The 25,866-nt window shown below is 46.4% G+C and carries 17 protein-coding genes; 16 read left to right on the forward strand and 1 reads right to left on the reverse strand.

Features of this window, described 5'->3' with window-relative positions; genetic code table 11:
- The first annotated feature begins 9 nt into the window (after positions 1–9).
- The 8 genes from cmoA to FBF61_RS28335 all read left to right on the forward strand — a co-directional run bounded on the left by cmoA (position 10) and on the right by FBF61_RS28335 (position 13,624).
- Complete coding sequence (cmoA, locus tag FBF61_RS28300; protein ID WP_205748325.1) at positions 10–762, forward strand: carboxy-S-adenosyl-L-methionine synthase CmoA; 753 nt, start codon at positions 10–12, stop codon at positions 760–762.
- Positions 759–1,487 (forward strand): methyltransferase family protein, encoded by a 729-nt coding sequence (locus FBF61_RS28305; protein WP_138483822.1) that lies wholly within the window; start codon positions 759–761, stop codon positions 1,485–1,487. Before cmoA ends, FBF61_RS28305 begins: the two co-directional genes overlap by 4 nt.
- A gap of 280 nt (positions 1,488–1,767) precedes the next feature.
- Positions 1,768–3,045 (forward strand): NAD(P)/FAD-dependent oxidoreductase, encoded by a 1,278-nt coding sequence (locus FBF61_RS28310; RefSeq protein WP_138483824.1) that lies wholly within the window; start codon positions 1,768–1,770, stop codon positions 3,043–3,045.
- Positions 3,046–3,235: 190 nt separating this feature from the next.
- Positions 3,236–5,641 (forward strand): GAF domain-containing protein, encoded by a 2,406-nt coding sequence (locus FBF61_RS28315; protein ID WP_138483826.1) that lies wholly within the window; start codon positions 3,236–3,238, stop codon positions 5,639–5,641.
- A gap of 43 nt (positions 5,642–5,684) precedes the next feature.
- Positions 5,685–6,911, forward strand: coding sequence for a Pycsar system effector family protein (locus tag FBF61_RS28320; protein ID WP_138483828.1), 1,227 nt, complete (start codon positions 5,685–5,687; stop codon positions 6,909–6,911).
- Between the two features lie 11 nt (positions 6,912–6,922).
- Positions 6,923–8,947 carry a polyphosphate kinase 1 gene (gene ppk1, locus FBF61_RS28325; RefSeq protein ID WP_138483830.1) on the forward strand — a complete coding sequence of 675 codons (2,025 nt, stop codon included), beginning with the start codon at positions 6,923–6,925 and terminating at the stop codon, positions 8,945–8,947.
- 9 nt (positions 8,948–8,956) lie between these two features.
- Positions 8,957–9,823, forward strand: coding sequence for an SdiA-regulated domain-containing protein (locus tag FBF61_RS28330; RefSeq protein ID WP_138483832.1), 867 nt, complete (start codon positions 8,957–8,959; stop codon positions 9,821–9,823).
- Between the two features lie 12 nt (positions 9,824–9,835).
- Positions 9,836–13,624: a metallophosphoesterase gene (locus FBF61_RS28335; RefSeq protein ID WP_138483835.1), complete on the forward strand. Its 3,789-nt coding sequence runs from the start codon at positions 9,836–9,838 to the stop codon at positions 13,622–13,624.
- Here FBF61_RS28335 and FBF61_RS28340 read toward each other — a convergent pair.
- A complete protein-coding gene (locus tag FBF61_RS28340; RefSeq protein ID WP_138483837.1) occupies positions 13,603–13,983 on the reverse strand; it encodes a hypothetical protein in 381 nt (126 codons plus the stop codon). The genes FBF61_RS28335 and FBF61_RS28340 overlap by 22 nt on opposite strands.
- A 541-nt stretch (positions 13,984–14,524) precedes the next feature.
- Here FBF61_RS28340 and FBF61_RS28345 point away from each other — a divergent pair.
- The 8 genes from FBF61_RS28345 (at position 14,525) to FBF61_RS28380 (ending at position 25,860) form a co-directional block, all read left to right on the forward strand.
- On the forward strand, positions 14,525–16,309 hold the full coding sequence (locus FBF61_RS28345; RefSeq protein WP_138483839.1) for a PAS domain-containing protein: 1,785 nt from the start codon (positions 14,525–14,527) through the stop codon (positions 16,307–16,309).
- On the forward strand, positions 16,302–16,724 hold the full coding sequence (locus FBF61_RS28350) for a response regulator (protein ID WP_138483841.1): 423 nt from the start codon (positions 16,302–16,304) through the stop codon (positions 16,722–16,724). Before FBF61_RS28345 ends, FBF61_RS28350 begins: the two co-directional genes overlap by 8 nt.
- Positions 16,725–16,836: 112 nt before the next feature.
- Entirely contained in the window at positions 16,837–18,603 is a 1,767-nt protein-coding gene (locus FBF61_RS28355) for a response regulator (RefSeq protein WP_138483843.1), read from the forward strand.
- A 223-nt stretch (positions 18,604–18,826) separates the two neighbouring features.
- A complete protein-coding gene (locus FBF61_RS28360) occupies positions 18,827–19,495 on the forward strand; it encodes a hypothetical protein (protein ID WP_138483845.1) in 669 nt (222 codons plus the stop codon).
- Between the two features lie 74 nt (positions 19,496–19,569).
- Entirely contained in the window at positions 19,570–20,520 is a 951-nt protein-coding gene (locus FBF61_RS28365) for a hypothetical protein (RefSeq protein WP_138483847.1), read from the forward strand.
- 60 nt (positions 20,521–20,580) lie between these two features.
- A complete protein-coding gene (locus FBF61_RS28370) occupies positions 20,581–21,165 on the forward strand; it encodes an RNA polymerase sigma factor (protein ID WP_138483849.1) in 585 nt (194 codons plus the stop codon).
- On the forward strand, positions 21,152–22,420 hold the full coding sequence (locus tag FBF61_RS28375) for a hypothetical protein (RefSeq protein ID WP_138483851.1): 1,269 nt from the start codon (positions 21,152–21,154) through the stop codon (positions 22,418–22,420). Before FBF61_RS28370 ends, FBF61_RS28375 begins: the two co-directional genes overlap by 14 nt.
- A gap of 407 nt (positions 22,421–22,827) precedes the next feature.
- A complete protein-coding gene (locus FBF61_RS28380) occupies positions 22,828–25,860 on the forward strand; it encodes a SusC/RagA family TonB-linked outer membrane protein (protein ID WP_166444625.1) in 3,033 nt (1,010 codons plus the stop codon).
- Positions 25,861–25,866 lie beyond the last annotated feature (6 nt).

Here is a 25,866-nt window from a genome sequence, read left to right on the forward strand (position 1 = left end):
CTTATTACGATGGAGAACAGTAAAAATCATGGACAGGACCAGGTTTTCAAAGATGAGATTACAAAGGTTTCGGATTTTAAATTCGGTACCACGGTAGTCAACGTTTTCGACGACATGGTGAGCCGGTCGGTTCCGTATTACAATGAAACCCAGCGCATGCTGGCTGAAATTGCAGCAGACCATGCAAAAGAGGGGTCGTACGTATACGATCTCGGCTGCTCAACCGGAACCACCCTGATCGGAATTGATGCACTGATCCCATCGGACATTAAGTTTATAGGAATTGACGAATCGCCGGAAATGATAGACAAGTGCCATGTGAAGTTAAAGGAGGCAGGTTTTGTGCGTCCGTACGAACTCACGGTAGGCGACTTGCACCAGGAAAAGCTTCCGATCGCCAATGCGTCGGTGGTGATCCTTTGCCTCACGCTCCAATTTGTGCGTCCACTGTACCGCGAAAGATTGCTGAGGAACATTTATGAAGGTCTCAATCCTGGCGGTGTGCTGCTGCTTGTGGAAAAGGTGCTGGCGGAGAGCAGTATTTTCAACCGTGATTTTATCAAATACTATTATAATTATAAGCGCCGGAATCATTACAGTGAAATGGAAATTTCCCAGAAACGGGAAGCGCTGGAAAACGTTCTGATCCCTTACAAACTGTCTGAAAACCTGCTCCTGTTGAAGGAGGCCGGCTTTGCAGATTGCGAAACGTTTTTCAAATGGTATAATTTTTCCGGAATGATAGCTTATAAAAAATCATGATAGCAATAGGTAATTTCTTTTTCAAGTACAGGAATAACCTGTTCATATTTTTATATCTGCTTTTGTTTGTTCCGTCGCCCATGATTTTTACGGCGGAGCAGTTCGGCGAAAACTATTATCTGTGGCCGGTGATCCTGGGTTTACTGATCACTTTTTCAGGCGAAATCATCCGGGGTATTACGATTGGCCTCGCCTATATCATCCGGGGCGGGCGGGACAAAAAAGTGTACGCTGAAAAGCTTGTGACCGAAGGGATTTTCAGGCATTGCCGTAACCCGCTGTATGTGGGAAATATCCTGATGCTGCTGGGCGTAGGGGTGCTGTCCAATTCCCTGTTTTATGTGGGGATTGTGATGCCGTTGTTTCTGTTTATCTATCAGGCGATTGTGCTGGCAGAGGAGAATTTTCTCAGAAACAAATTTGGCCGGCAGTTCGATGACTATTGTGAGCGGGTAAACCGGTGGCTGATCAGTTTTAGTGGAATATCCTCGACGTTTAATGGTATGAGGTTCAATTATAAGCGGTGGTTGTTAAAAGAGTATAATACCTTGCTGGTATGGTTGATAGGTATATCTGCAATTCTGATTTTCAGGTATCCGGAGCTGATCGAGGACAGTAATACACGAATTATTGTTTTTACCGGAATCGTAATTTTTTTGGGTGCAGTGTATGGTTATGTGAGATATTTAAAGAAATCGGGAAAAATGACGGACAGCATCGCCTAAATGACCTTGTATTGTTTTACACTGTTCAACAAGAAAATCCCCCTTTTTTCAAGGGTAATAATGCCCTTTTTTTTCTGAATACTGATCGCTAATTCGGTATAAGTTGCTGTGATTATTATTTTTGTGGTTGATTATCAGCTACTTTGCGATTTTGTCGTGGCTTTTTGCTATAGAATTATTTCGGCTGGCTGGCATTGATTTTGTCACTGTCAGGCTATCATGATGCATTATACTCACATCTTACTGAACATAACCCCCTAAATTGATAATCACTAACATTATGAACATTGTAATCATTGGAGGAGGATTTGCCGGCGTCAATCTGGCTCTGGGTCTTTCGAAAAGCAATAAATTTGAAGTAACGCTCGTGGATAAAAATAACTACAATTTTTTTCCACCGCTGATATACCAGGTGGCTACTGCGTTTCTGGAACCATCGAGTATCAGCTATCCTTTCCGGAAGCTGTTCTCAGGAAAAGAGAACATCAATTTCCGCATGGGGGAGTTTCTCAGAGTTGTGCCCAATGAAAACAAGGTGATCCTGTCCAACGGAGAGCTGACTTACGATTTCCTGGTATTTGCAACAGGGGCAGAGACCAATTTTTTCGGGATGGAAAATGTGAAAAACAATGCCACACCGATGAAAACCCTTGAAGATGCGATCGGAATGCGTAATAAAATGCTTTTGCAAATGGAACAGGCCACGTTGTGCGATGATCCGGCGGAAGTAAAAAAGCTGCTGACAGTTGTTATTGCAGGGGGCGGCCCCACAGGCGTTGAGATAGCGGGAATGTTTGCTGAAATGAGGAATGGGATACTGAGAAAAGAATACCCTCAGCTCGCAGGAAAAGGAAGTGAAATTTATCTTGTCGACGGCGGTGACGCATTACTCTCTCCCATGAGTGTCAAATCGCAGCAGGATACGTTCAAGGAGCTCACGAAACTTGGCGTAAAGGTAAAGCTGAATACGCATGTAGTGGATTTTGTAGACGATAAAGTGTATTTTACAGAAGGTGACACGATCGAAACCAAGACGCTGATCTGGGCGGCGGGGGTGACCGGGACGGTTTTTGAAGGATTGCCTCCGGAAGCCTATGGGCGCGGGCGGCGGGTCAATGTGGATGCTTATAACAAAATCGTTGGTTCGTACAATATTTACGCTATCGGGGATATCTGTCTGCAGCAAACTGATAAGAACTTCCCGAACGGGCACCCGCAGGTTGCGCAGGTAGCAATTCAGCAGGGCAAAAACCTGGCTGCGAATTTTGATGTCATAGCCGAGCATCAGCCGTTACGTCCTTTTGCCTACAACGACAAAGGCTCCATGGCGATTATCGGGCGGGCCAAGGCGGTTGTGGACCTTCCTTCCCCAAAGGTTCATTTCAAAGGCATAACAGCCTGGCTTGCGTGGCTTTTTATTCACCTCGTCTCGCTGATCAACCACCGTAACCGCGTAAAGACGCTGTACAACTGGATGATAGCCTATTTTACAAAAGACCAGTCCCTGAGAATGATCATCAAACCTTCGATCAAAGATAAAAAGGTGCAGACCGTCTGAAAATGTACGGTGAAAACCTTCATGCATTCATTTTAATTAAAAACACAAAAATTTAATATTGGTGATCCGATGGATAAATCAGGTCACCAATTTACCTTTGATTTTACTCCTATGACTATCAAAAAATTAACAATAATATGCTCGTCGGAAGCGCCGACGGTAATACTAATGTTAAAATCAATATATAAACATGGAACCAATTATTATTGATTTAACAAAAAATTCGAACTACAACGCCCACAAAATAGATTCATCCATTTCTTTCCGGAAGTTCATCAGTTTTATCGAGAAGAAAACGGACGAAGCCGAGACGGTCAAAAAGACCTTTTTTGGGATGGTACTCGACAAGCTGAAAGGGAATCCTGCATTTTCGGGTGATGTCCCTCTACAAGATATCCCACAGTTCAGAGAGCAGCTTGACCTCATTTACGGCCTGGTTGTACCACCGGTAGCAGATGAAAAGCAGGTTTACTGGGCACTCAGCGTGCCGGTAAGTCCGATCGTGTTTTATGGTACCCCGGGTTTTTACAACCTCGTTACCGAAAAGTCCACAGGTTTGCTCAGGTGCGACCTCATCGATGAGTCCGGAGTTACAGCCAGGCAAAAGGTGAGGATGCTTTATTCCTTCGTTCTGGAAAGGCTTTACCATTTTCCGCCTGTCTACCAGAAGGACATGATCATTACGCTGAATGACGAGAAATCAGGCCTTCAGAAATATTACAGGCTGAACATCGACAACAGTTTTTGTGACGTATATGCGAAAGGGAGCCTTCCAGAGCTCGATCTTGACGAGCTCCGCAAGGAAATGCAGGAGAGTTTTGATATCAATGTATTTGCGCAGCTGCTTCCCGATGATCTCTTCCGTTTTGAAGGCTTCTCGGTGATCACGCTCACGGATATTACGGCCGAGCATGCAGTCGAAAACATCAAAAATGCCATTCTTGACCGTTCTTCCAACGATCCGAACACCTATTTCAAATTCATCGCCAGTTCATTGAAAATGCTGGTGGAGGATAGCTACATTGATTTTGGCCTGGTACCGGTTTTGAAGGTGAACAACAAGCTGGTGTTCGACCGGAGCGCGGTGCTGTACAGCAAACTCATGCAGGCGGCAACTCAGGACGATCATGCAGAGGAAATGTACCTGAATATGGCAAATCACTACTTTCAGCAACCCAAGGTGCTTTTTATGAGGACCCTGGACGGTGAAGATGAGAAAGGAAAGGATTTTATACGGGTCCTGAAAAACGATGGTGTTGAAGCCTATGCGCTTTTACCGGTTTACTATGACAACAAAGTTGTGGGTTTGCTGGAGGTATATTCCAGAGAACAAAAAGCCATGAACGAAAAAGTGCTTTCGAAACTCGACCCCGCGCTCCCGCTCATCGCCCAGATCATGAAAAATCACAGCGATGAATTCAACAGTAAAATCGACAATGTGATCAGGGAGAAATTTACGTCCCTGCAGCCTGCGGTACAATGGAGGTTCCGTGAAACAGCCTGGCATTACCTGCGCGACCAGCTAGTAAATCCGCAGTCGGCTGTTATTGAAAACATTCAGTTCAGAAATGTGTACCCATTGTACGGTGCCATTGATATCCGGAATTCGACGGTAGAGCGTAACATTGCCCTTAAAGAGGACCTAAAACTTCAGTTTAACTCGTTGATAGAAACCTTTACTATTTTAAAGCAAAGACTTGGGTTCGGGCTTGCCGATGAGATGATTTTCAAATGCCGAAAATGGGTTGAAGAAATCAATGAAAATAGCACCGACAATGATGAGATGAAGGTGAAGGATTTTCTTGAAAACGAAGCTCACCCGTTTTTAAGGCATTTCAAGGAGGACAGCCTGGAAGAGTCCGGGTTCACTCCGGGAGCAGCCGTAGCAACGGAAGCCAGGCTGATAGAAGTGATTGACAAGTATTTTGAGATCATCGATGAGCAGAAAGGCGCCGGCTATGCAAACCGGAGAGCATTGGAAGCATCGATGCAGATGATCAATTCATCGGTCAACCTGTACCTTGATCTTTTCAGAAAAGAGATACAGTTGTCGTACCCATGTTATTTCGAGAAGTTCAGGACCGATGGTATTGAGTATGATATCTATATAGGCCAGGCGATCGAGCCGGAGAAAAAATTCAGCGAACTTTACCTTAAAAATATCCGTCTGTGGCAATTGACGTCTATGGCCGCTATTGCCAGGATCACCAATTCCCTCGTCCCGCAAATGGTCAAGGCGCTGGAAACGACTCAGCTTATATTCATTCATTCGAGCAGCATAGATATCAGTTTCCGGGACGACGAGCGTCGGTTCGACGTGGAGGGGGCCTATAACATCCGTTACCAGGTAATCAAAAAACGCATCGACAAGGTCCGTATCAAAGGTACCGGGGAGCGGCTCACCCAGCCGGGCAAAATCGCGCTGGTTTATTTCAATGCAAAGTCAGCCGAAGAATATGTGGGATACATCAGGTATCTTCAGGGAAATAATACTTTGCAGGACAATCTCGAGTACCTGGACCTGGAAGAACTGCAGGGTGTTACGGGACTCAAAGCATTAAGGATTGGAGTGAATCTGGATTCAGGCTGGGACTGAAGCCAGGTCTTTTAAGCGGTTACTCAAATAAACGGACCTTTTCATGAATTACAACCATCGGCTCGATAGAGTAAAAGAACACGTTCATCATTTTTTTGGGACAAGAGCATTGTCACAGCTGAGTTATCATAACCTTACTCACACAGAGTCAGTTGTGTCTCACGCCGTCAAAATTGCGAATCATTACCGGTTGGAAGCCAAAGATACTTTTATTGTGGTAACCGCTGCCTGGTTTCATGACACCGGCTATTGCAACGGAGAGGCCAAAGGACATGAAGAGCGGGGGGCCGAAATGGCTGCGGAATTTTTGAGATCCGATGGTATAGACGAACAGGTGATCGAAGAAGTGAAAGGTTGTATCCGTGCCACGATCTGGCCCCAGAAACCTGAAAACTTTTTGCAGCAGATCGTCTGCGATGCGGACCTTTTTCACTTGGGAACGCCCGAATTTTCCGACTGGAACAAGCTGGTGCGGAAGGAGGCAGAACAAAGGATCGGGAAGAAGATTGAAAAGTCGGAATGGAGAAAAAGCACGATCAAGCTCCTGGAAACGCACACCTACCAGACTGATTACTGCAGGGAAATGCTGGATAAGCAAAAGCGGAAGAATCTCGAAAAACTGATTGAAAAAGACCGGGAAGCAACCCTTGAAGATGAAGGACCGGCCGAGATTCAGCTGGTGGCCGATAATGCTGAAGAGAGTCCGGAAATCACGGAGATTAAAAAACCAAAAAATGACCGGCCGGACAAAGGCATAGAAACGATGTTCCGGATCAGCTCCAACAATCACCAGCGGCTTAGCGATATGGCGGATAACAAGGCACATATCATGATCACGACCACCTCCATTATCATTTCGGTGTTACTGAGCGTACTCGTCAGAAAACTGGAAGACAATACTTATCTGATCATCCCGACAATGTTGCTGCTGACGATCTGTATGATCACGATGGTGTTTTCAATCTTATCGACCCGGCCCACCATCCCCCATGGTACTTTTACGCAGGAGGATATAGATACCAAAAACGTGAACCTGCTTTTTTTCGGTAACTTCTACCGGATGTCGTATACAGATTATGCCAACGGCATGCAACGTATGATGAATGACCGTGATTTTCTTTACGGAAGCCTTACCAAAGACGTGTATTCGCAGGGGGTAGTGCTGGGAAGAAAATACCGGCTGCTCCGGGTGGCCTACAACGTATTTATGTTTGGGGTAGTCGTTTCGGTGCTTGCTTTTGTGATCGCCTCCATACTTTTTGAACATTGAAATGACTGCTCATGGGAAGCTACCGGTATTTTAACCGCGATCTAAGCTGGCTCTCTTTCAATGAAAGAGTATTAATGGAAGCTGCCAGCGAGTCGGTGCCGCTGATGGAACGGATCCGGTTTCTATCGATATATTCATCCAATCTTGACGAGTTTTACCGGGTGAGGATACCGGTCATGCAAAAGAACAGTGTTCATGATCTTGCCGGCAGTGCCTATAGGGAGGCCACTGAGATCATCAACCGTCAGCAGGACCAGTTTGGCAAAATACTGACCCAATCTGTAATAACTGCGCTGAGCAGCCTGGGATTTCATTTTTGTTATAAAGAGCTTGCTCCCGAAAGCATATCCGCATTTCTGACCAGCCATTTTTTTGCTCAGGTCGCCGGTTTTTTGCAGCCGGTTTTTCTGAAAGGCGATACATTGTTTTTTCCTGAAAATAACCTGCTGTACCTGGTTGTGATTACGATGAATTCTGCTGGTCAGGAGCAGGTTGCGCTGGTAAATATCCCAACCGCTAACCTGGACCGTTTTCTGAGCGTGCAGGAGGGAGACGAAAATTACATTGTTTTCCTGGAAGACATTATCAGGAACAACCTCAGAAGCCTTTTTCCCAAGGCAATCTCCATTGAATCATATAACATCAAAATTACCCGTGATGCCGAACTGGACCTGCTTGCCGGGGAAGGGGATGATATGGCTGAGAAATTTGAAAAACAGTTGAGCAAACGCGATTACGGTTTTGCCACCAGGCTTTTGTATGAACCCGGTTTGCCGCTCAGGCATTTGCAGAACATCATCCAGACCTTCGACCTTAAAAACGCGTCCGTCGTGGAAGGCGGCAGATACCATAACCTCAAAGACCTCTCATCATTTCCGCTCAATAACCCGGCACAATCGTACCCGAGCTGGCCGGCAGTGCAGAGCGTATTGCGGGCGACCCTGTTTGAATCCATTTCACGCAAGGACATGATGGTACACGCGCCTTACCAGACCTACGATACCATTCTGAGGTTTTTTAACGAAGCAGCGATCAATCCGGACGTGAGGGAGATTTACACGACCATGTACAGGGTCGCACATGATTCCAAAATCGCGCATGCCCTGATCAGTGCGGCTAAGAACGGGAAAAAAGTGACTGTGCTGGTGGAACTCAAAGCACGGTTTGACGAGGCCAACAACATTCGCTGGGCTAAAAAAATGAAGTCCGCCGGGGTGAAAATTGTCCATAGCGTCAATGCGCTCAAAGTGCATGCGAAAATTGCGCTGGTGAAACGAAAACACCATGAATTGCCATACCTGGGCCTTTTTGCAACCGGGAACCTCAATGAAGGCACAGCGAAATTCTATACGGACCATATTTTACTGACTGCTTTTCAGCCGATGCTCGAAGAAGCGGAGAAGCTTTTTGGTTTTTTAAGCAAAAAGAAAAAAGCGGAGAAAACGGATCATATATCTTTCAGGCACTTGCTCGTAGCACAGTTTAACCTGCAGGCCAGGTTCCTGGAACTTCTTGACAGGGAAATTGAAAATGCCGGAAAAGGGCTGCCCTGCGGTATTACCATCAAACTGAACAACCTGGAAGAGGAAGTGATGATCAACAAGCTGTATGAGGCAAGCAATGCAGGCGTTACGGTCAATCTGATCGTGCGGAGTATATGCAGGCTGGTTCCGGGAATTGCAGGACAAAGCGAAAATATTACTGTCAGGCGTATAGTGGACAGGTTCCTGGAACACGGGCGTGTCTTCATTTTTAACAACAACGATAATCCAGAGGTTTATATGGGGTCGGCAGACTGGATGAACCGTAATATTTACCGCCGGATCGAGGTATGTGTTCCTATTTACGATGAAAAATTAAAGCACGAGCTCACCAGGATTATTGCGCTGCAATGGCGGGACACCCGGCAGGCTGTATTAATCGACACTGAGCTGAACAATGTGCGGATTTCTTCGCTTCCCGACGGAATCCGTTCACAGGAAGCGATTTATCGTTTGCTGAATGAAAAGACCGAAGATTTAAACCCGGCATTATAGACACAATTTATGACAAAGAAATTTACCCCCCTGACATTTTTGATCCTATTTACCCTGGCCTCGCTTTCCGGCTGTAATTCCCTGCAGAAGGAGCATGTAGACTACAAAGACTACGACCTTGAAAAGCCGGAAGAATTCAATATGCCCGAAAGCTTGTTCGAGATTTCAGGGATTGCCTTCAAAAAAGGGAACAGCGACACGGTGTATGCAGTTCAGGATGAGGATGGCAAGCTGTTCCGGTTGGGCTATGGGGTGAACAAGCAGCTGCACGCGAAGTTTGGAAAAAAGGGGGACTACGAAGATGTTTCTATCCTGAACGATCAGGCTGTCATCTTGAAAAGCAACGGGATATTGTATACGTTGCCCCTTTCCGAAGCAATATATGAAGAACCTGAAAATGTAAGGGAAATCAAAAACCTGGTACCTAAGGGAGAGTATGAAGGCATGTACGGGGACGAAGCATCCGGTACTCTCTATATTCTTTGTAAAAACTGTAAACAGGACGATTCCAGGGTGAGCGTTACCGGCTATATCGTGAAACCCGGTGGAGATTCGACTCAGACAGTTGGGGAATTCTCTATTGATGTAAAGCAGATCAAGGCCATTTCAGACCGGGTCGAAAGAGGTTTCCGTCCGTCGGCATTGGCACGCAACCCGCTTACCAGCGACTGGTACATTGTTTCGGCGGTGAATAAGCTGCTGGTCGTCACAGATGTCAATTGGAAAGTAAAACAAGCCTATCACCTCAGCGGGAATACTTTTGTTCAGCCCGAGGGGATCGCTTTTGACAAAGCCGGAAATATGTACATTTCCAACGAAGGGGACGATCTGTCGAATGGTAATATCCTGAAATTCAAGAAGAAAAAAAGCAGCTAGGCTGTGCATGATATGAATCGAAAATTACAAATTCTGTTTCTTCTGATCCTGTCGGCCGGTGTATGGTCTTGCGCCAGCTACAAATTACAATTAACCAGTGAGTCCAAAGAATGGGCGGCGTCTTCACCTGCGCCTGGGTTGGTACTGAAACATACCATGTACCTGGTTGGGGACGCTGGTAACGATTCCCCTGCAAACCGTGCCCCGGTGCTGGAATACCTCAAAACGAAGCTTGCCGGCGAGGATAAAAACAGCTCGGTATTGTTTCTCGGGGACAACATTTATGAAAACGGAATGCCGCCGGCCGAAGATTCGATCCGCCGGAAAACAGCTGAATTTCGTATGAACTCCCAGCTGGAAACCCTGAATGATTTCAAAGGCAGGCCTATTTTCGTGCCCGGCAATCATGACTGGCGCGGCTGGGGCGTAAAGGGCCTGAAGCGGCAGCAAAAGTACGTGGACAGTTACCTGAACGAACGCAGGGGGAAGAAGGACAAGGAGGAGTGGGAGAATTACTTTTTCCCGCTCGACGGATGTTCCGGACCGGAAGCCGTGGAACTGAACGATAACGTGGTCGTAATTGTGGTCGACTCGCAATGGTGGCTCGCCGACTGGGACCGTGATACGAAGGTAAATGACGGATGTGAGATCAAAAACCGGGAATATTTCAGGTTCATATTTGAGAATATGGTGCGTAAGTATCGCAGTAAAAATGTGGTTATTGCCATGCACCACCCGCCCTATACCTATGGCCCACATGGGGGTAGATTTACGATGAGACAGCATATTTTTCCGCTCACGGACCTCAACCCCAAATTATACATACCGTTGCCCGTGCTCGGAAGTATAGGCGCGCTGTTCCGGAGCACAATCGGATCGCGGCAGGATGTGGCCAACAAACACTACAAGGACCTGCGGACAGCGGTGCTGGCAGGTGCAAGAAAAAACGGTAAATTCATTTTTGCCAGCGGCCACGAGCATGCTTTGCAATACATTGAAAACGGCGGGCAGGAATTTATCGTCAGCGGGAGTGGCTCCAAAAGGAGCCCGGTAGGACTGGGAAAGGGGTCATTGTTTGCATCTTCCGGCCTGGGCTACTCTACACTGAGCTTTTACGAAGGAGGCGAAACCTGGGCGAGTTTCTGGCAGGTAGGAGAGGACGGAAAGGATGCCACCCTCGTATTCCGCATAAAGGTCAAAGACAGGCTTGTGACCGAAACCCCTGATTCCACCACCGCATTTTCGGAGTATAATCTGCACGCCGACTCGGTCAGTCAGTTTGTGACCAGCAATGAAATAAAGCCCGTAGGAGGTTTTCATAAATTCATGTTCGGAGAACACAACCGTAAACTCTATCTTGAAAAATACAAGTTCCCGGTATTGGACCTTTCCGTTTATAAGGGCGGCCTGGTACCGGTAAAGCAGGGCGGTGGAAATCAGACCAATTCCCTGCGGCTCCGCGATGCCGATGGAAAGGAATATGCGCTTCGGGGCCTTACCAAAGATGTCAGCCGTTTTCTTCCGTTCCCTTTTAACCAGATGATCGCTGCGAAATATCTGGTGGAGGACAACTTTTTGTCTACCAATCCTTTTGCGCCGCTGTTGATGCCAGCTATGGCCGATGCCGTGCAGGTGTATCACACCAATCCGCGGCTGTATTATGTGCCTGCCCAGCCCGCTCTGGCAGCTTTTAACACACCTTTTGGCGGCACCATGAACCTGCTTGAAGAACGACCGGACGGGAAAAGATGGAAGCAGGCTGCCTTTTTCGGTAATCCCGACAAGATCGTTAGTACACCTGATCTGGTGGAAAGTCTGCTTGAAAACAGCAAAAACAAAGTGGATGAGGAATGGGCATTGCGGACGCGCCTTTTTGATTTTGTCATTGGCGACTGGGACCGGCATGACGACCAGTGGGTTTGGGCCTCCATCAAACAAAAAGATGGAACAACACTCTACAGACCGATCCCGCGCGACCGCGATCAGGCGTTCTCTATGTACGACGGATTGCTTACGGGCGTAGCAAGGCTTACCCTGCCGTTCCTGCGGCAGTTGCAAAGCTTCGAGCCGGAAATCCAGAGCCCGAAATGGACTACTTGGAGCGCAAGGCTGTTTGACAGGACTTTCCTGAACCGACTGGAGTGGCGGCAGTGGGAGGCGCAGGTGAAGTTTATCCAGCAAAATCTCACCGATGATGTGATTAAAAGTGCGTTCGAAAACTGGCCGGAAAAAGCCAGGGAGATATCCGCCCCTGCATTGATCCAAAACATCAAACACCGCCGGGACAATCTGCTGAACATCGCCAGGACGCATTATGATTTTGTGAGCAAGTCGGTGAATGTGATCGGGACGGAGGAAAAAGAACGTTTTTTGATAGAACGGCTGGATAACAAACGTACAAGTGTTACCGTGTACGAAATCAATAAAAAAGGCGACATCAAACATCAGAACTACAAAAGGATCTTTGAAACAGGCGTTACACAGTCGATCAATATTTACGGCAATGGTGATGATGATGAGTTTATTGTGAGCGGAGATGTGGATAAAGGAATCAGGCTGCGGCTGATCGGCGGGTTAGGCAAGGATGTATTTACGGACAGTGCCAGGGTGAGGGCGCCAGGCGGAAAAACTTTTGTATACGACGATCTGAAAAATAACAAGATTATTGCCGGACCAGATACCCGTGATAAAAGGACGAGCCGTTACCGGTACAATGTGTATGATCGCAGAAGTGCCGACAGTAATTATGATATATCCATTCCGGCACCTGTACTGGGTATTAATCCTGATGACGGCTTTCTTTTGGGGGCCAGTGTAGGCATTACGAAATATGGTTTCAAAAAAGAACCTTATGCGGCTACTCATAATTTTGGAGGAAGTTTTGCCTTTAAAACACAGGGCTTTAAGGTAAACTACACGGGCGATTTTATTCATGCGTTCAAAACTTTTGATTTTTATCTCGATACCTATTACCGAGGGCCTACTTATGCATTTAATTATGCCGGTTTGGGGAATAATTCTACCCGGCCGGTTGATGATGCTGATTATTACCGCGTCCGTCAGTCAGCAGTACATATTTACCCGGCGATCAAAAAACACTTTGCCGGAAACAACGGGTTCATTGCCCTCGGCCCGTCATTTGATCTGACAGATATTCAGCCCACGAGAGGCAGATTTATTACCAGCGCTGAGAACGATCTGGACGCTGATATTTTCCAGACCAAGTATTTCGGGGGAGCAAGGTTTTTGTTCGATTTCAACAGCGTAGACAATATTTTTGCCCCACATTCAGGCATCCGTTTCCGGACCTCCCTGAACTGGACCAGTAACCTGAAAGAGGACCAGCAGTTTACCGGACTGCGTGCCCAGATTTCCTTTTACCAGAGCCTTGACCAGAAAGAAGATTTTGTACTGGCCACACAAATTGGCACGGGAGTCAATTTTGGTAAAGGGTATGAATTCTTCCAGATGCCCACACTGGGAGGAAAGCAAGGGCTTCGCGGTTATCGCACCGAGCGCTTTTATGGAAAGAGCAGTGTATGGCACGATACGGATCTGCGGGTAAGGATTGGAAGTAATTATAATCCGGCACTACCGCTGACGTATGGCGTATTCGGTAGCTTTGATCATGGCCGTGTGTGGTTGGAGGATGAATCCTCCGGAAACTGGCATTACAGCTATGGTGGTGGAATATGGCTGGCGCCTGTGGACATTCTCACGCTGTCGGTAGGCGCATTTGTCCCCAAAGAAAAAAATGAAGAAAAGCCGCGTATCGCTTTTCAGATCGGCTTCTGGTTTTGATCAGATTGGTTTCCTTCGGAAAATTCATTCACGTCCAGCGCACCATAGTCGCCCAGGATATCAGCGACGCGTGCTGCGTCTTCGGGACTTGATGTGTGCACAGTAACCAGCGAACCCTGACGTTTGGTGCCCCCGGTTCGGTCAGCGTACTCATCATCTCCTGAAAATTTGAGGTAAAGATGGTTGTCGTGTTCACCGGTATCGGTGACCTGGCCGTCGGTATATGGGCCGCGGTCCTGATTATCGACATGGAATCCGACTTCAATGGTATTGATGTCGAACCCGCTGTTAACCAGCGCTTCTTTGGCTTCAAGTGCTTCTTCGGCAGTCTCGAAAATCCCGATTATTGTTGGTGACATAATGAAAAAGGTTTAGACACGGCAACCAAATATCGCCTGCGATATCCCTGAATGTAAAAATGCATGCCAGGTATGCTACCAGACGTATTCACGGGCCTGATTCCCTCTGGTGTTCCGGAGATTAACTTTTATGGCGATGGGCGTTTCCGCCGCGCCGCTCTTGGAAACCTTGATCTTTGCTTCGTGCACTGATTTTGAAATAAATGAATTTGGAAGCCTGAATCGGGCGCAAATCGGGAAATAGCGACCCGTATTACAAAATATTTTCGACAAAATAGTTTTGTAAAATAAATAGTATACTACATAATTGTCTAATATATAAATAGTTGCATTGCTAGTCAGCATTTTATGCGATACACAGTCATACTAATTCTACAATAATTCGGAAAATTTAATTCTAGATTGCATACTTTACCTGCGAAAAAGACGCACGATCGCTGGATGCCATCAAAGATGCTGTATTGTAACCGTTCCTTGATTGGTAAAAGCCACACATTTTTTGGACAAAAGATACATTTGTAGGTATTATATTTTACCCTTTATGATTAATGGCAGACAGAATTTAGAAAATTCCGAAGGCAGAAAACCAGGATCAGAGTATGATTACCATCATCTATTCGATTCTAATCCTCAGTCCATGTGGATTCACGATATTGAAACCTTCTCATTTCTGGATGTTAACAAAGCTGCGATCAGACATTACGGATACTCAAAAACTGAGTTTCTGAAACTTACCCTTAATGACCTGCGTCCGATCCGGGATATTCCCATGGAAGTCCAGGCCAGTGAAACGGCGACGAAAAACAGGAGGCTTTTCAATTCAGGGACTTATCGCCACAGGAAAAAGAACGGGGATATCATCGATGTTCAGATCCAAAGCAATATGATCAATTTCAAAGGGCGAAAGGCCGAACTGGTTTTGTCTACGGACATCACAGGTTTTATGGCCACCATCATCCAGGATATCATCGACAAGCGCAGGACCGACGAGAAATTCAAGGCGACATTTAAGCATACCCGTGACGCCATGTTTATCGGAGACGAAACCGGAAAATGTATTGACTTTAATGATGCAGCTGTCGCGATGTTCGGATACACCAGAAGGCAGCTGAAAAAGATCAACCTCAGACAGTTATTCAACCTTCCGCCGTCAGAAGGATCTCCCCGCTCCCGAAAAAATTCCCTCATTAGAAAAACACGAAATGAAGTCGTGCGGTTACAGCGCAAGGACGGTTCGCTAATGGTCGGTAATTTCAATTCAAAACCCCACATCCTGCCGGGGGTGTATCTCTATGTCATTACAGATATCACTGAGAGAGTCGAAAAAGAAGAGCAGCTCAGGGCCAGCGAACGAAGGCTGGATGCGCTGGTGCGTGAAAGTGCAGATCTGATCGCAATTGTAGACCTAGATGGCCGCTACCGGTTTGTAAGCCAGAGCAGTTATCCGATTATGGGGATTAAGTCCGATGAATTTACAGATAAAAATGTAATAGATTTCATTCATCCCCAGGACAGATACCGCGTTAAAAAAGCATTTTCGGGGCTTGCCGACAAGAAACAGATCAAAATAGAGCCTTACAGGTTTCTGGACTCGAAAGGGAAATGGCGGTGGATCACCACAACTGCAACAGACCTGACCGACGATCCAGCTGTGAATGGGGTAGTGATCAACTCGAGTGACATCACCGAGACCGTGATAAAGACCAATGCCCTCAATTTGAGCAATGAGCGTTACAAGCTGATATTAAAAGGCTCAAACGAAGCGATATATGACTGGGATATAGAAAAAGACAGGATCGAATTCGGGCATGGATTTCAGGATATTTTCGGGTACGACCTGAGATACTACAATAAAAATCTCTGGTTCGATAACATTCACACCGAAGATCGGCGCAGGATATTTGAGCAGTTGAAATCTGCGGTTGCCGACAAGGACAGAGAAACAATGTTGTCCGAATTCAGGTTCACAAGAGCCTGCGGCGAAACAGCGCTGGTAGAGCACAAGATTATATTTTTGCGGAATTCAAATGGCGTTGCGATCAGGGCGGTAGGGTCTTTGAAAGACATCACGGACTACAAGCAGAACCTTTTAAAAATAAAGCTTCAAAACAAAAAACTTAAGGAGATAGCATGGATGCAGTCGCATATTGTCAGGGCGCCGCTTGCGCGGCTCATGGGGCTCATAGACCTTCTGAAGCTGGAGGAGTATGATACACTCAGCAGAAAAGAAATCCTTCACCATATCCGGAATTCAGCAGATGAGCTGGATACGGTTATTAAAAATATAGTTTACAAAGCTGATAAAGTGCAATGCAACAATGAGTAACGAATTGAAAATACTTCTGGTGGATGATGATAAGATCATGCTGTTCCTTCATGAAATGTTCTTAAAAAAAAGTGGGGTACTTTTTGATACCGTATTATGCTACAACGGGCAAGAGGCACTTGACTATCTTGACGATTATGAATCGGAGCAGACCACTTTTCTGATCCTTCTGGATATCAATATGCCCGTTCTGAATGGCTGGGAGTTCCTCGAGGCTGTGCAGGAACGGCACTACCTTGAAAGGCTGGTGATCGTGATGGTCAGTTCGGCCACGGAGGAAACGGAAAGATCAAAAGCCCTGACATTTAAGAGAGTAATCGAATACCAGCAAAAACCATTGAATGTAGGATTGTGTAAAAAACTGCTGGATGCCGGCGAGCTAAAAGAATTCTTTCAGGACTTGCCGTTTGATTGACCGGTAATGTGTATGTTTGACTATTATAACATATTGTTTCAGAGTTGTTTGTAGCAAAGTTTGGAATTCTATATACACATACACCATCAGTTGTAATTTGGGAAAGCCATTGTTGAAAAATATTACATACACAGAACCTTTTGAAAGTCTTTGGCGGGGAGAAATTGAGTCCAGGCTACTCTTTTCAAACCGGTTGTTTTGCATTACTTTCATCATTTGCAACCCCGCCTCTGCGATCAGCTATTACCTGGCCCAGGATCCTTATTTTTACGTACTGCTCCCGGTGCACATTATATCCGGTATTTTTTTACTGATCCTGCTGTTTTTAAATTACAAGGGCAGGATATCCGGGCAGCATATGACCCTGGCCGCCTATGTGCTGCTGATCTGTTTTTATGCCTACCTGCTTGCCCAGCCGCGCGGATCATACACCCGTTCGTGCATCAACCTGACCCTTGTGGTGATATTTGCTGGGCTGGTACTGAGGTGGCCGGTGCGTTACGCGCTGCTATGTGCTGTACTGGCCATCGTACTGTATCCGTTGGCGATCTATGTTGGTAACAAAGAACAACTGAGTACTTTTTTCGAAGACGGAGGTGTCTTTTTACTGATCAGCTACGTGATTTTCCCCATCATTACCCGCACAGGTTATCTGCGGGCCAAAAGTGAGTTTTTTTACCGGTATTCCTTACAGCAGCAGAACGAAGCCCTGGAAGCGCAAAAGGTAATTGCAGAAAACGCAACCCGTGCCAAGTCGGATTTCTTGTCGATGATGAGCCACGAGATCCGCACACCGCTCAATGGGATCGTTGGGATCGTGCATATTATGATGCAGGAAGAAAGCCGCCAGGGCGCAGCCAGCGAACTTTTACAGACGTTGAAGTTTTCATCTGACCACTTGATGGCCGTGGTAAACGATGTGCTGGATTTTAACAAGATCAATTCCAACTATGTTGTGCTCGATCCACAGCCTTTTGATCCTTTATTGCTTTTTGAGAACCTGAGAAAGACTTTTGTTCCTAAAACCGAGGAAAAGGGCCTTAAGCTGATTTTTGATATCGATCCACAGCTGCCGCCCCAGGTCGTGGCGGATAAGGTGCGGCTCAATCAGGTGCTCACCAATCTGATCCACAATGCAGTTAAGTTCACATATACGGGCTATGTGCGGTTTGTAGTAAAGGAACTGAGCCGGAACGACCAGTTTATACAATTGCGTTTTGAGGTCATTGATACAGGTATTGGCATAGCCGCTGACCAGCAACCGGTCATTTTTGAACTATTCACTCAGGCCAGAGCTGCTGTCGCTCGCGAACACGAAGGCACAGGTTTGGGTTTGGCTATCTCCAAAGAGCTGCTGCATCTTTTCGGAAGTGAAATAGAGCTGAAAAGCGAGGTAGGCAAAGGTTCTGTTTTTTCCTTCCAGCTTGTGATGGGATATTCCAGGAAAAGACTTGGAAACGAGGTTTATCAGGACGAAACTTTGGGGGCGATCTCCTATCCGCAGGCGAGGGTGCTTGTTGTGGATGACAATAAAACAAACCTGATGTTCGCGACCATGCTTTTAAAACGCCGCAATATTCTGTACGATACCGCCAACAACGGGCAGGAAGCTTTCGAGATGTTTACGCAATGTGCTTACAATCTGATCCTTATGGACCTCCGGATGCCGGTTATGGATGGCTTTGAAAGTACCAGGCTTATCCGGGAGACCAACGCTGAGATTCCGATTATTGCGCTGACGGCATCTGCTTTTGAAGATGAAAAGGAGCGGGCTATGGCAAATGGTTTTACAGGTTATCTTATCAAACCTTTTATCCCGGAAGACTTCTATAATTACATTTATCCTTTTCTGGGTATCCCGACTTCCGAAGGGAGGTAGAAGTTTGTTCTCGTCAAACAGAAATTTCATCAGGCAGATATCAGGATTTTTGTGTTTTCTTCGATTTGCGGCAAAAGCGAATGACGCCAGGATATCTTGCCGGTGAAGTGAGAGTAAATCTTCAAGAATATTTCAACCCCAATGCAACGATACTTTCCATAGCTGGTGTCTGTGTTTTTGAAGCTGAAAGTGCTTTCATTCAACACTATAAACTGTTAAGATCATGAAAACCCTGATTCCCTTTGTCTGGACATTGCTGTTTGTTTTGGTATACAATTCCTGCTCTGACAAAGAGGTAGATCTGCAGGAAACGGGTGACGGGGAAGAGGTGCCGGCAGCAAAACTGAACAAGGATGACGTGATGCCGCTGATAGAAGGATATCCTTTCTATGTTTCCCATGCCTTTCGCCATGTTGGAAAAGATTCGGTCGAGCTTACCGCTGACCCTATTTACGAGGCTTACCGGGGCAATGTCTTCCTGACTTTCGTCTCGGGCTCAGTTATGTTTTATGGAGGCAGCAGCATCGCCAACACGGAATTTCAACCATCAGCAAAAACCTTTAGCCTGAATACCCGCATCACCCTTCCTACCAATTTAAAATACCATTGGGATGATCTGGACGGTACACTCGTAGTAGAATCATCAGGTATTTCTTCCTATCTTCCTGTAATAACAAGCGACAAAATTGCGCGTGTGGATAAGGCGGGCGTCTGGCTCAACAAATCGATGGAAGAAGCGAAAGCAGCACCTGTTCCGGGGCGCATCAGGTTTATTTATAAAGATTCGGATGCAAAACTCGGAGAGGTTACGTATAAAGTTTACCTGAAACCGCTCTGGCAATACTATAAAGAACCTGGCCAGCAGGTTTTTGCAAATTTTGTAGTGTTCTGATGCAGGCCCAAAGTGTTTTCTATCAGTCCTCATTTTTCCGGGATGCTCTTATGCACCCGAAGTATAATGTTTTTATGAAAGTCATTTTATTCATCTTTTGTCTTCTGATGCTCGGCGCCTGTAACCAGGTGAACGATTTGCAGCCTGATCTGCCCGGAATACCGGAAGAAGCAATTGGAGTGGTGAAAAAAGAGTTTCCGAATGCCACCGATATCATCCTTAAAACCTTGCTGGATAAGAAAATCTGGGAGGTGAAGTTCACCTCGGAAAAGAACCGGTATACTTCCCTGGCCAATACGTCCAAAATGTGGGAGACTTTCAGGGCCAACCACGACAGCGTCCCGGCTCTACTTGGCGAACTTCTGGGAGGGACGTCGTTTCAGGGTGGTACGTTTTCGGTCAACTCGGAGGACATTGCGTTTTATTCTACGGGTGAAAGAAGAAACAGATTGGTTTACAGCTTTAAAGGAACAGATTATGTCTTCGACTGGCAGCGTTACAATGGACAGAATTACCGGCCGACTTCTGCGAATTTTGAATTTGCTATGTACAAGCTGGCAATCAACGACTTCCAGGACTTTCCGACGACCGTAAAAGACTACATCCTCGCGGATAAAGGGCTGGCATTTCTGAATGGGGAAATACGGATATTGCTGAATTATGAAAAACAGTACGTGATCCGGGTGAACTTTACCAAAAATGACAAGCTGCTCACCGGCACGATGCTGTTTGATGAAAAGGGGGCTCTGAGATGGATCAGCAGAGAATTCAACCAACCCGATCAGTACAGCCCTGAGTCTAATATCGATTCATTTCCTGACCCCATCGCACGCATTCTGGAGCAATCCGAAGAGCTGAAAAGCTTCCAGTATCAGTCGCCTGAAACAGACAAGTGGCGAGGGGAATACAATGGTGTAACCAGCTATTATCTCAAGTTGCGCAACAAAGGCAACGCCGAGGTCTGTGAATTGTATTTCGACAAGGACGGAATTTTATTAAACAAAAGATATTTTGTAAGTTTTTAATAAAAATATGTAACGATACGCTGTACGCGCACTGTGTTTAAATCCTGGGGATCCTGATATATGAAGTTTTTCCGCTCAAAAAAGTATGCTGATCTGACCAGTCTGGTGAAATCCTGCCAAAACCAGGATCCCCGGGCGCAGACTGTATTTTATGAGCGGTACAAATCCCGGCTTACCGGTGTGTGTTTACGGTATGCGAAAACAAGAGCGGAAGCAGATGATATTTTTCAGGAAGCTTTTATCAAGATTTTTGACAATATCCAGGAACTCAAAGATCCGGAGGCAGCAGACAGCTGGGTAAAAGTGACGGTGATCCGGACGGCCATCAACTATTATCACCGTACTACGAAGCAGCAGCAGCTGCACGATTCCCTGGATAATGTTGAAATCCAGCTCGATTCGGGTGATTATGAAAAACTGATGGACCAACTGGACGTAAGCGATCTGCTGGAAATGATCAATGAATTGCCGGACGGTTACCGGACTATCATTAACCTGCACCTGATCGACGGGTACACCCACATTGAAATAGCCAAAATGTTGTCAATCTCTGATGGTACCTCAAGATCCCAGTTTATGAGAGGACGTAATTTGCTATTAAAAAAATTAGAACTAAAAGGGATTGTGCATCATGAAAACTTCTGAGGATAAACTCAATGAGGCATTGCGGGCAGCCCTTAAACGCAAGTTTGACAACTTTGAAGCGGCCCCTGAGCCTTCATCATTCGAAAAAATAATGGCGCAGCTGAAACCTGCGCGGAACTGGAAATACCTGTTTTTTACGATCTTGTTTGTCAGTGTATTTATTGCAGGCATCAAACTGGACCAGCACATGCTCAGGCAAAAAAATACCGTCGGGATTCAGAATGGTGCCAAAATCATGGCGCCACATGTCGGGAAAAAACAGATAGCTCCTGCCCGGTCAGGAGTTGATGCGGATAAAAAGCTAACGGAGTATGTATCGTTAAGAAAATCGCTTCGAAACACTGCTGAAACTGGAATAATCAGGAAAAGGGAACCAGAGCAAACAGGCGGCAGCGCGGTTCAACACGTATACAGGGTTAACATGAAAAACGGTTCCGCAGGCTTTGATACCCCGAAACCTCCTTTTTGGGTTTCGGCAAGTGAGGAGCAGCCGGGCGAAGTACATGCAACTGGTGATGAAGCAGTTTTATCTCCTTGGCTGGTTACCCCTGAAATGCTCGCCGGGCAACCGGCTGTTTTTGCTTCAGCCAGTCCGGAATTGCCATTGGTTAGATTTGCCGGGGACGTTGAAAAATATAAGTTGCTGAACACAAAACCCACCCGTATGAGCTTCTTGCTGAATGTGGCTGCATCGCAAGGGTATCAGATATTGACGGTGCCTTCGTCGGTCGGGCAGAGCTTTCAGAATTTTGCTTTTCCTTCCACTTTCTCGAGACAATCCCTGGGTTATAAATTCAGCGGAGGCGTTGAAAAAAACGGCTTTCAGTTGATGCTGCATTACAGTGGTTTCAAACAGTCCTACTCATATGAAATTGCGGGCAGCGATTACATTGTTGAGCCGGTCGACAAAGACAATTACAAAATTGTCCGCCAGGGTGAGCAGATCAGCGAAACGAGAAAGTACAGGCTTTTAGGGATCGGTATCTCCAAGGAAGTCCGGTGGGGCCGATCACAGTTCAGTAAGTATTTTGTAAAAGCCGGTCTGGAATATTCCCAATCTCTGGACTCCCGGCAGCGTATTGGCTGGGTAAGCATTGGTGCCGGGAAACAGTTTGCTATCGCCGATCAGATGCTCCTCAATCTTGGGCCTTACGCCGAATTCAGCCCGGGAAAAATTTCAAGCGAGAGGACCCCATTTTTTTATCAGCCTTACCGCCTTGGCGTTTCCCTGGGTGTGAAACTGGTTCGTCCCTAAGAAGCACATATTTAAAAGATCTACGCTCAAACGATTACGACTTTACCTCGCAGACCCTTTACTCTATTATTTTACCCCGGTGCTTAGAAGAAACATTCTTTTAAGCACCTTTTTTTATGGACGATAGCAGTTAAAATTAGAATTATTTTGAAGTAAAAGTATCATAATAAGTGTCGATAAGTTACTTTTTTCTTGCATATTCAACATCTATTTATAGTCCAAAAAAACGCCTGAAAATAATACAATAGCCATAGTTTGTTAAATTATTTTTTGGCGCAGATTTCGCATTTTGTTTTTATAGATTCATGAATGGATAAAATAGTATCATGTAATGTTTAAAAAAGGCTATTAATTTGTGACTTTATTATAAACCAACATTGAGTTGACCTATGTTTAAAAAATTATTGATGACCGTTTCTCTGGTCCTGGGTAGCTGGCTGATGGCCATAGCCCAGAACCAGAGTGTCAGCGGAAAAATCTCGGATGAAAAAGGAGAGGGATTGCCAGGTGTGGGAGTGGTTGTGAAAGGTACAACTGTGGGCACTACTACGGACGTAGAGGGAAAATTTACACTGGCACTGCCAGAAAATGCAGCAGTTTTGGTGTTGAGTTCGGTTGGGATGAAATCCATGGAAGTGGAGATCGGAAGTAAAACTACTTTTGAAATAACCATGCTTTCCGACGAACGTGCGTTGGATGAAGTAGTCGTAGTAGGGTACGGTACCGTAAAAAAAAGTGATATTACAGGTGCGGTGGCTTCGGTGAAAGCTGAGCAAATCACCAAAATAGCAACTGTGAACCCGTTGCAGGGGATTCAGGGACGGGTACCTGGGGTGAATATTGTAAGCCAGTCGGGGGAACCGGGTGCGGCGGTACGCGTGCGTATCCGGGGTGTCGGTACGATCAATAACAGCGATCCGCTTTATGTAGTGGACGGTTTCCAGACGGGTGATATAAGCTTCCTGGCACCTGGAGACATTGCATCGATGGAAATCCTGAAAGACGCGTCCGCAACTGCCATCTATGGTTCGCGCGGCGCAAACGGGGTTATTTTGATCTCGACGAAAAGAGGAAAGAGCGGCGCACCAAAGATATCTTTCGATGCGTACGCCGGTGTTCAGAAAGCCTGGAACAAGGTGGATGTGCTTAATGCAAGCCAGTATGCCACTTTAAGGCTCGAATCTTATGCCAACGATGGCACGGTGCTGCCACAGGACGGGGCACTTTACCAGACATTAAACCGATTTGCGCAAAGCAGCGATCCGGGAACCAACTGGCAGGACGAAGTCATGCAGACGGGTATCATGCAAAATTACAGCCTGAATGTCATGGGCGGTACTGAAAAGCATCGTTACAGCCTCACAGGTACTTATTTTGATCAACAAGGTATTGTGAAAAACTCGCCGGTAAAGAAGCTTTTCCTGCGTTTCAATAATGACTTTTACGTTACAAAATGGCTTGACGCGGGTATCTCGGCGGCTTATGCCAATACAGACAAAACCCAGTATTTCGGCGATCAGTATGGTGGTGTTCTGACCAGTGCTTTGTCCGTTTCACCTCTGGCGAAGGCCTGGGACCCGGCTACCAATTTCTGGGGCAGACGTCCTGTGGCCGAGGGAGGTGCGTATAACCCGGCACGTATTGTGGACGAATACAAAAACAACAAGGCTTATCAGACGCTGGTGAATTCCAATTTTTTCCTGGACGCTAAAATCGCCAAAGGTCTGAGCTTTCGTACTCAGTTCGGTGTGAACTGGCTGACCACGCATGATAAAAGATATCTGCCTCAGTATTACCTGGCCAATGACGACCAGCGCCAGCATAGCAGTCTGCGTGAAGGGAGAGGCGAACAGCTGGGATGGGTTTGGACCAACTATCTGACGTATTCAAAGGAAATCGGCAAGCACAGTTTCACAGCGATGGCCGGTTTCGAAAACCAGAGAACTACTTTCAGCGACATGCGCATGACAGTGCTGGATGTGCCGAATGATAAGTCTCAGTGGTACCTTTCAGCTACGAAAAGCACCGACTACTTGCTGGAAACGGCTCAGTCTGATGAATCACTACAATCGTATTTCGGTCGTGTAAACTATAACTTTGACGAACGCCTTTTGCTGACCGCTACTTTGCGTCGCGACGGTTCTTCGCGCTTCCTGCCTGATAACCGCTGGGGTACATTCCCTTCATTTGCATTGGGCTATAACCTTGCCGAAGAGACGTTTATCAAAAGCATTTCCGCTATCAGCCAGCTGAAACTGCGTGCGGGCTGGGGCCAGGTAGGTAACCAGAACAGCGCGGCAAACTATGGTTATGTGACTACGGTTTCCGGCAACAATATGTATGTTTTCGGTGATACGCCTGTTCAGGGTTTTGCACCAACAGTAGCAAGTAACCCGGACCTGAAATGGGAAACAACAACCAGCTCCAACTTTGGTATCGATGCGGGTTTTTTCAACAACCGTCTATCGCTGACTGCCGATTATTTTATTAAAAATACCTCTGATATGATCGTGCGCGTGCCGATTCCGGTATTCGCCGGTGTGGGCCCTCCGTATGTAAATGCGGGCAGCATGAAAAACAAAGGGATTGAACTAGCCCTGAATTACAGAAGTTCGGTTAAGGACTTTACCTATGATATCGGTATCAATGCAACCAAGATTATCAACCAGGTAACCGACCTCGGCGGGGGCGAACCGATCGCCGGCGGAGACGTTACAGGGCTCGGGCAGACTACCCGCACGGAAGTCGGCCGCGAAATTGCAGTGTATTATGGACTCCGGACCGACGGGATCTTCAGAACGCAGGCTGATCTTGACGCATATGCAAGGGAAGGTGTGGCGATCCAGCCAAACGCCAAGGTGGGTGACGTGAAATTTGTCGATCTCAATAATGACGGGGTAATCGACAACAAGGACCGGACTTATCTGGGCAGTGCTACCCCAAGTTTATCGTTTGGTTTCAATGCCAATCTGGGTTACAAAGGATTTGATCTGAGCTTCTTTTTGCAGGGCGTTACCGGCGTGGAACTTGTAAACGGATTGGGTCACTGGATGAACAATGCAAACGGGATGTTCAACTCGGTAGCAAGCCGGTTTGACCGCTGGACGCCTGAAAATCCAAATACCAATGAGCCAAGAATGACCCAGCTGAACCCGAATAACAATGACCAGTTCAGCGACCGTTTTGTGAGCAACGGAAATTACATGCGCCTGCGCAACCTGACTTTGGGTTACACATTACCTAAAACAGTGACGAGCAAAGTGGGCATGAGCAATCTCAGGGTTTACATAGCGGCCGACAATCTTCTGACTTTCACCAAATACAAAGGTATGGATCCAGAAATCGGTGAATTCAACAACAATCCGCTGAATTTCGGAGTGGACCTGGGTGCTTATCCGCAGCCACGAGTGGGACGGATCGGTTTGAGTGTGAATTTCTGAGAAAAA

The sequence above is a fragment of the Dyadobacter bucti genome, from assembly GCF_005869225.1.
GTDB lineage: Bacteria > Bacteroidota > Bacteroidia > Cytophagales > Spirosomataceae > Dyadobacter > Dyadobacter bucti.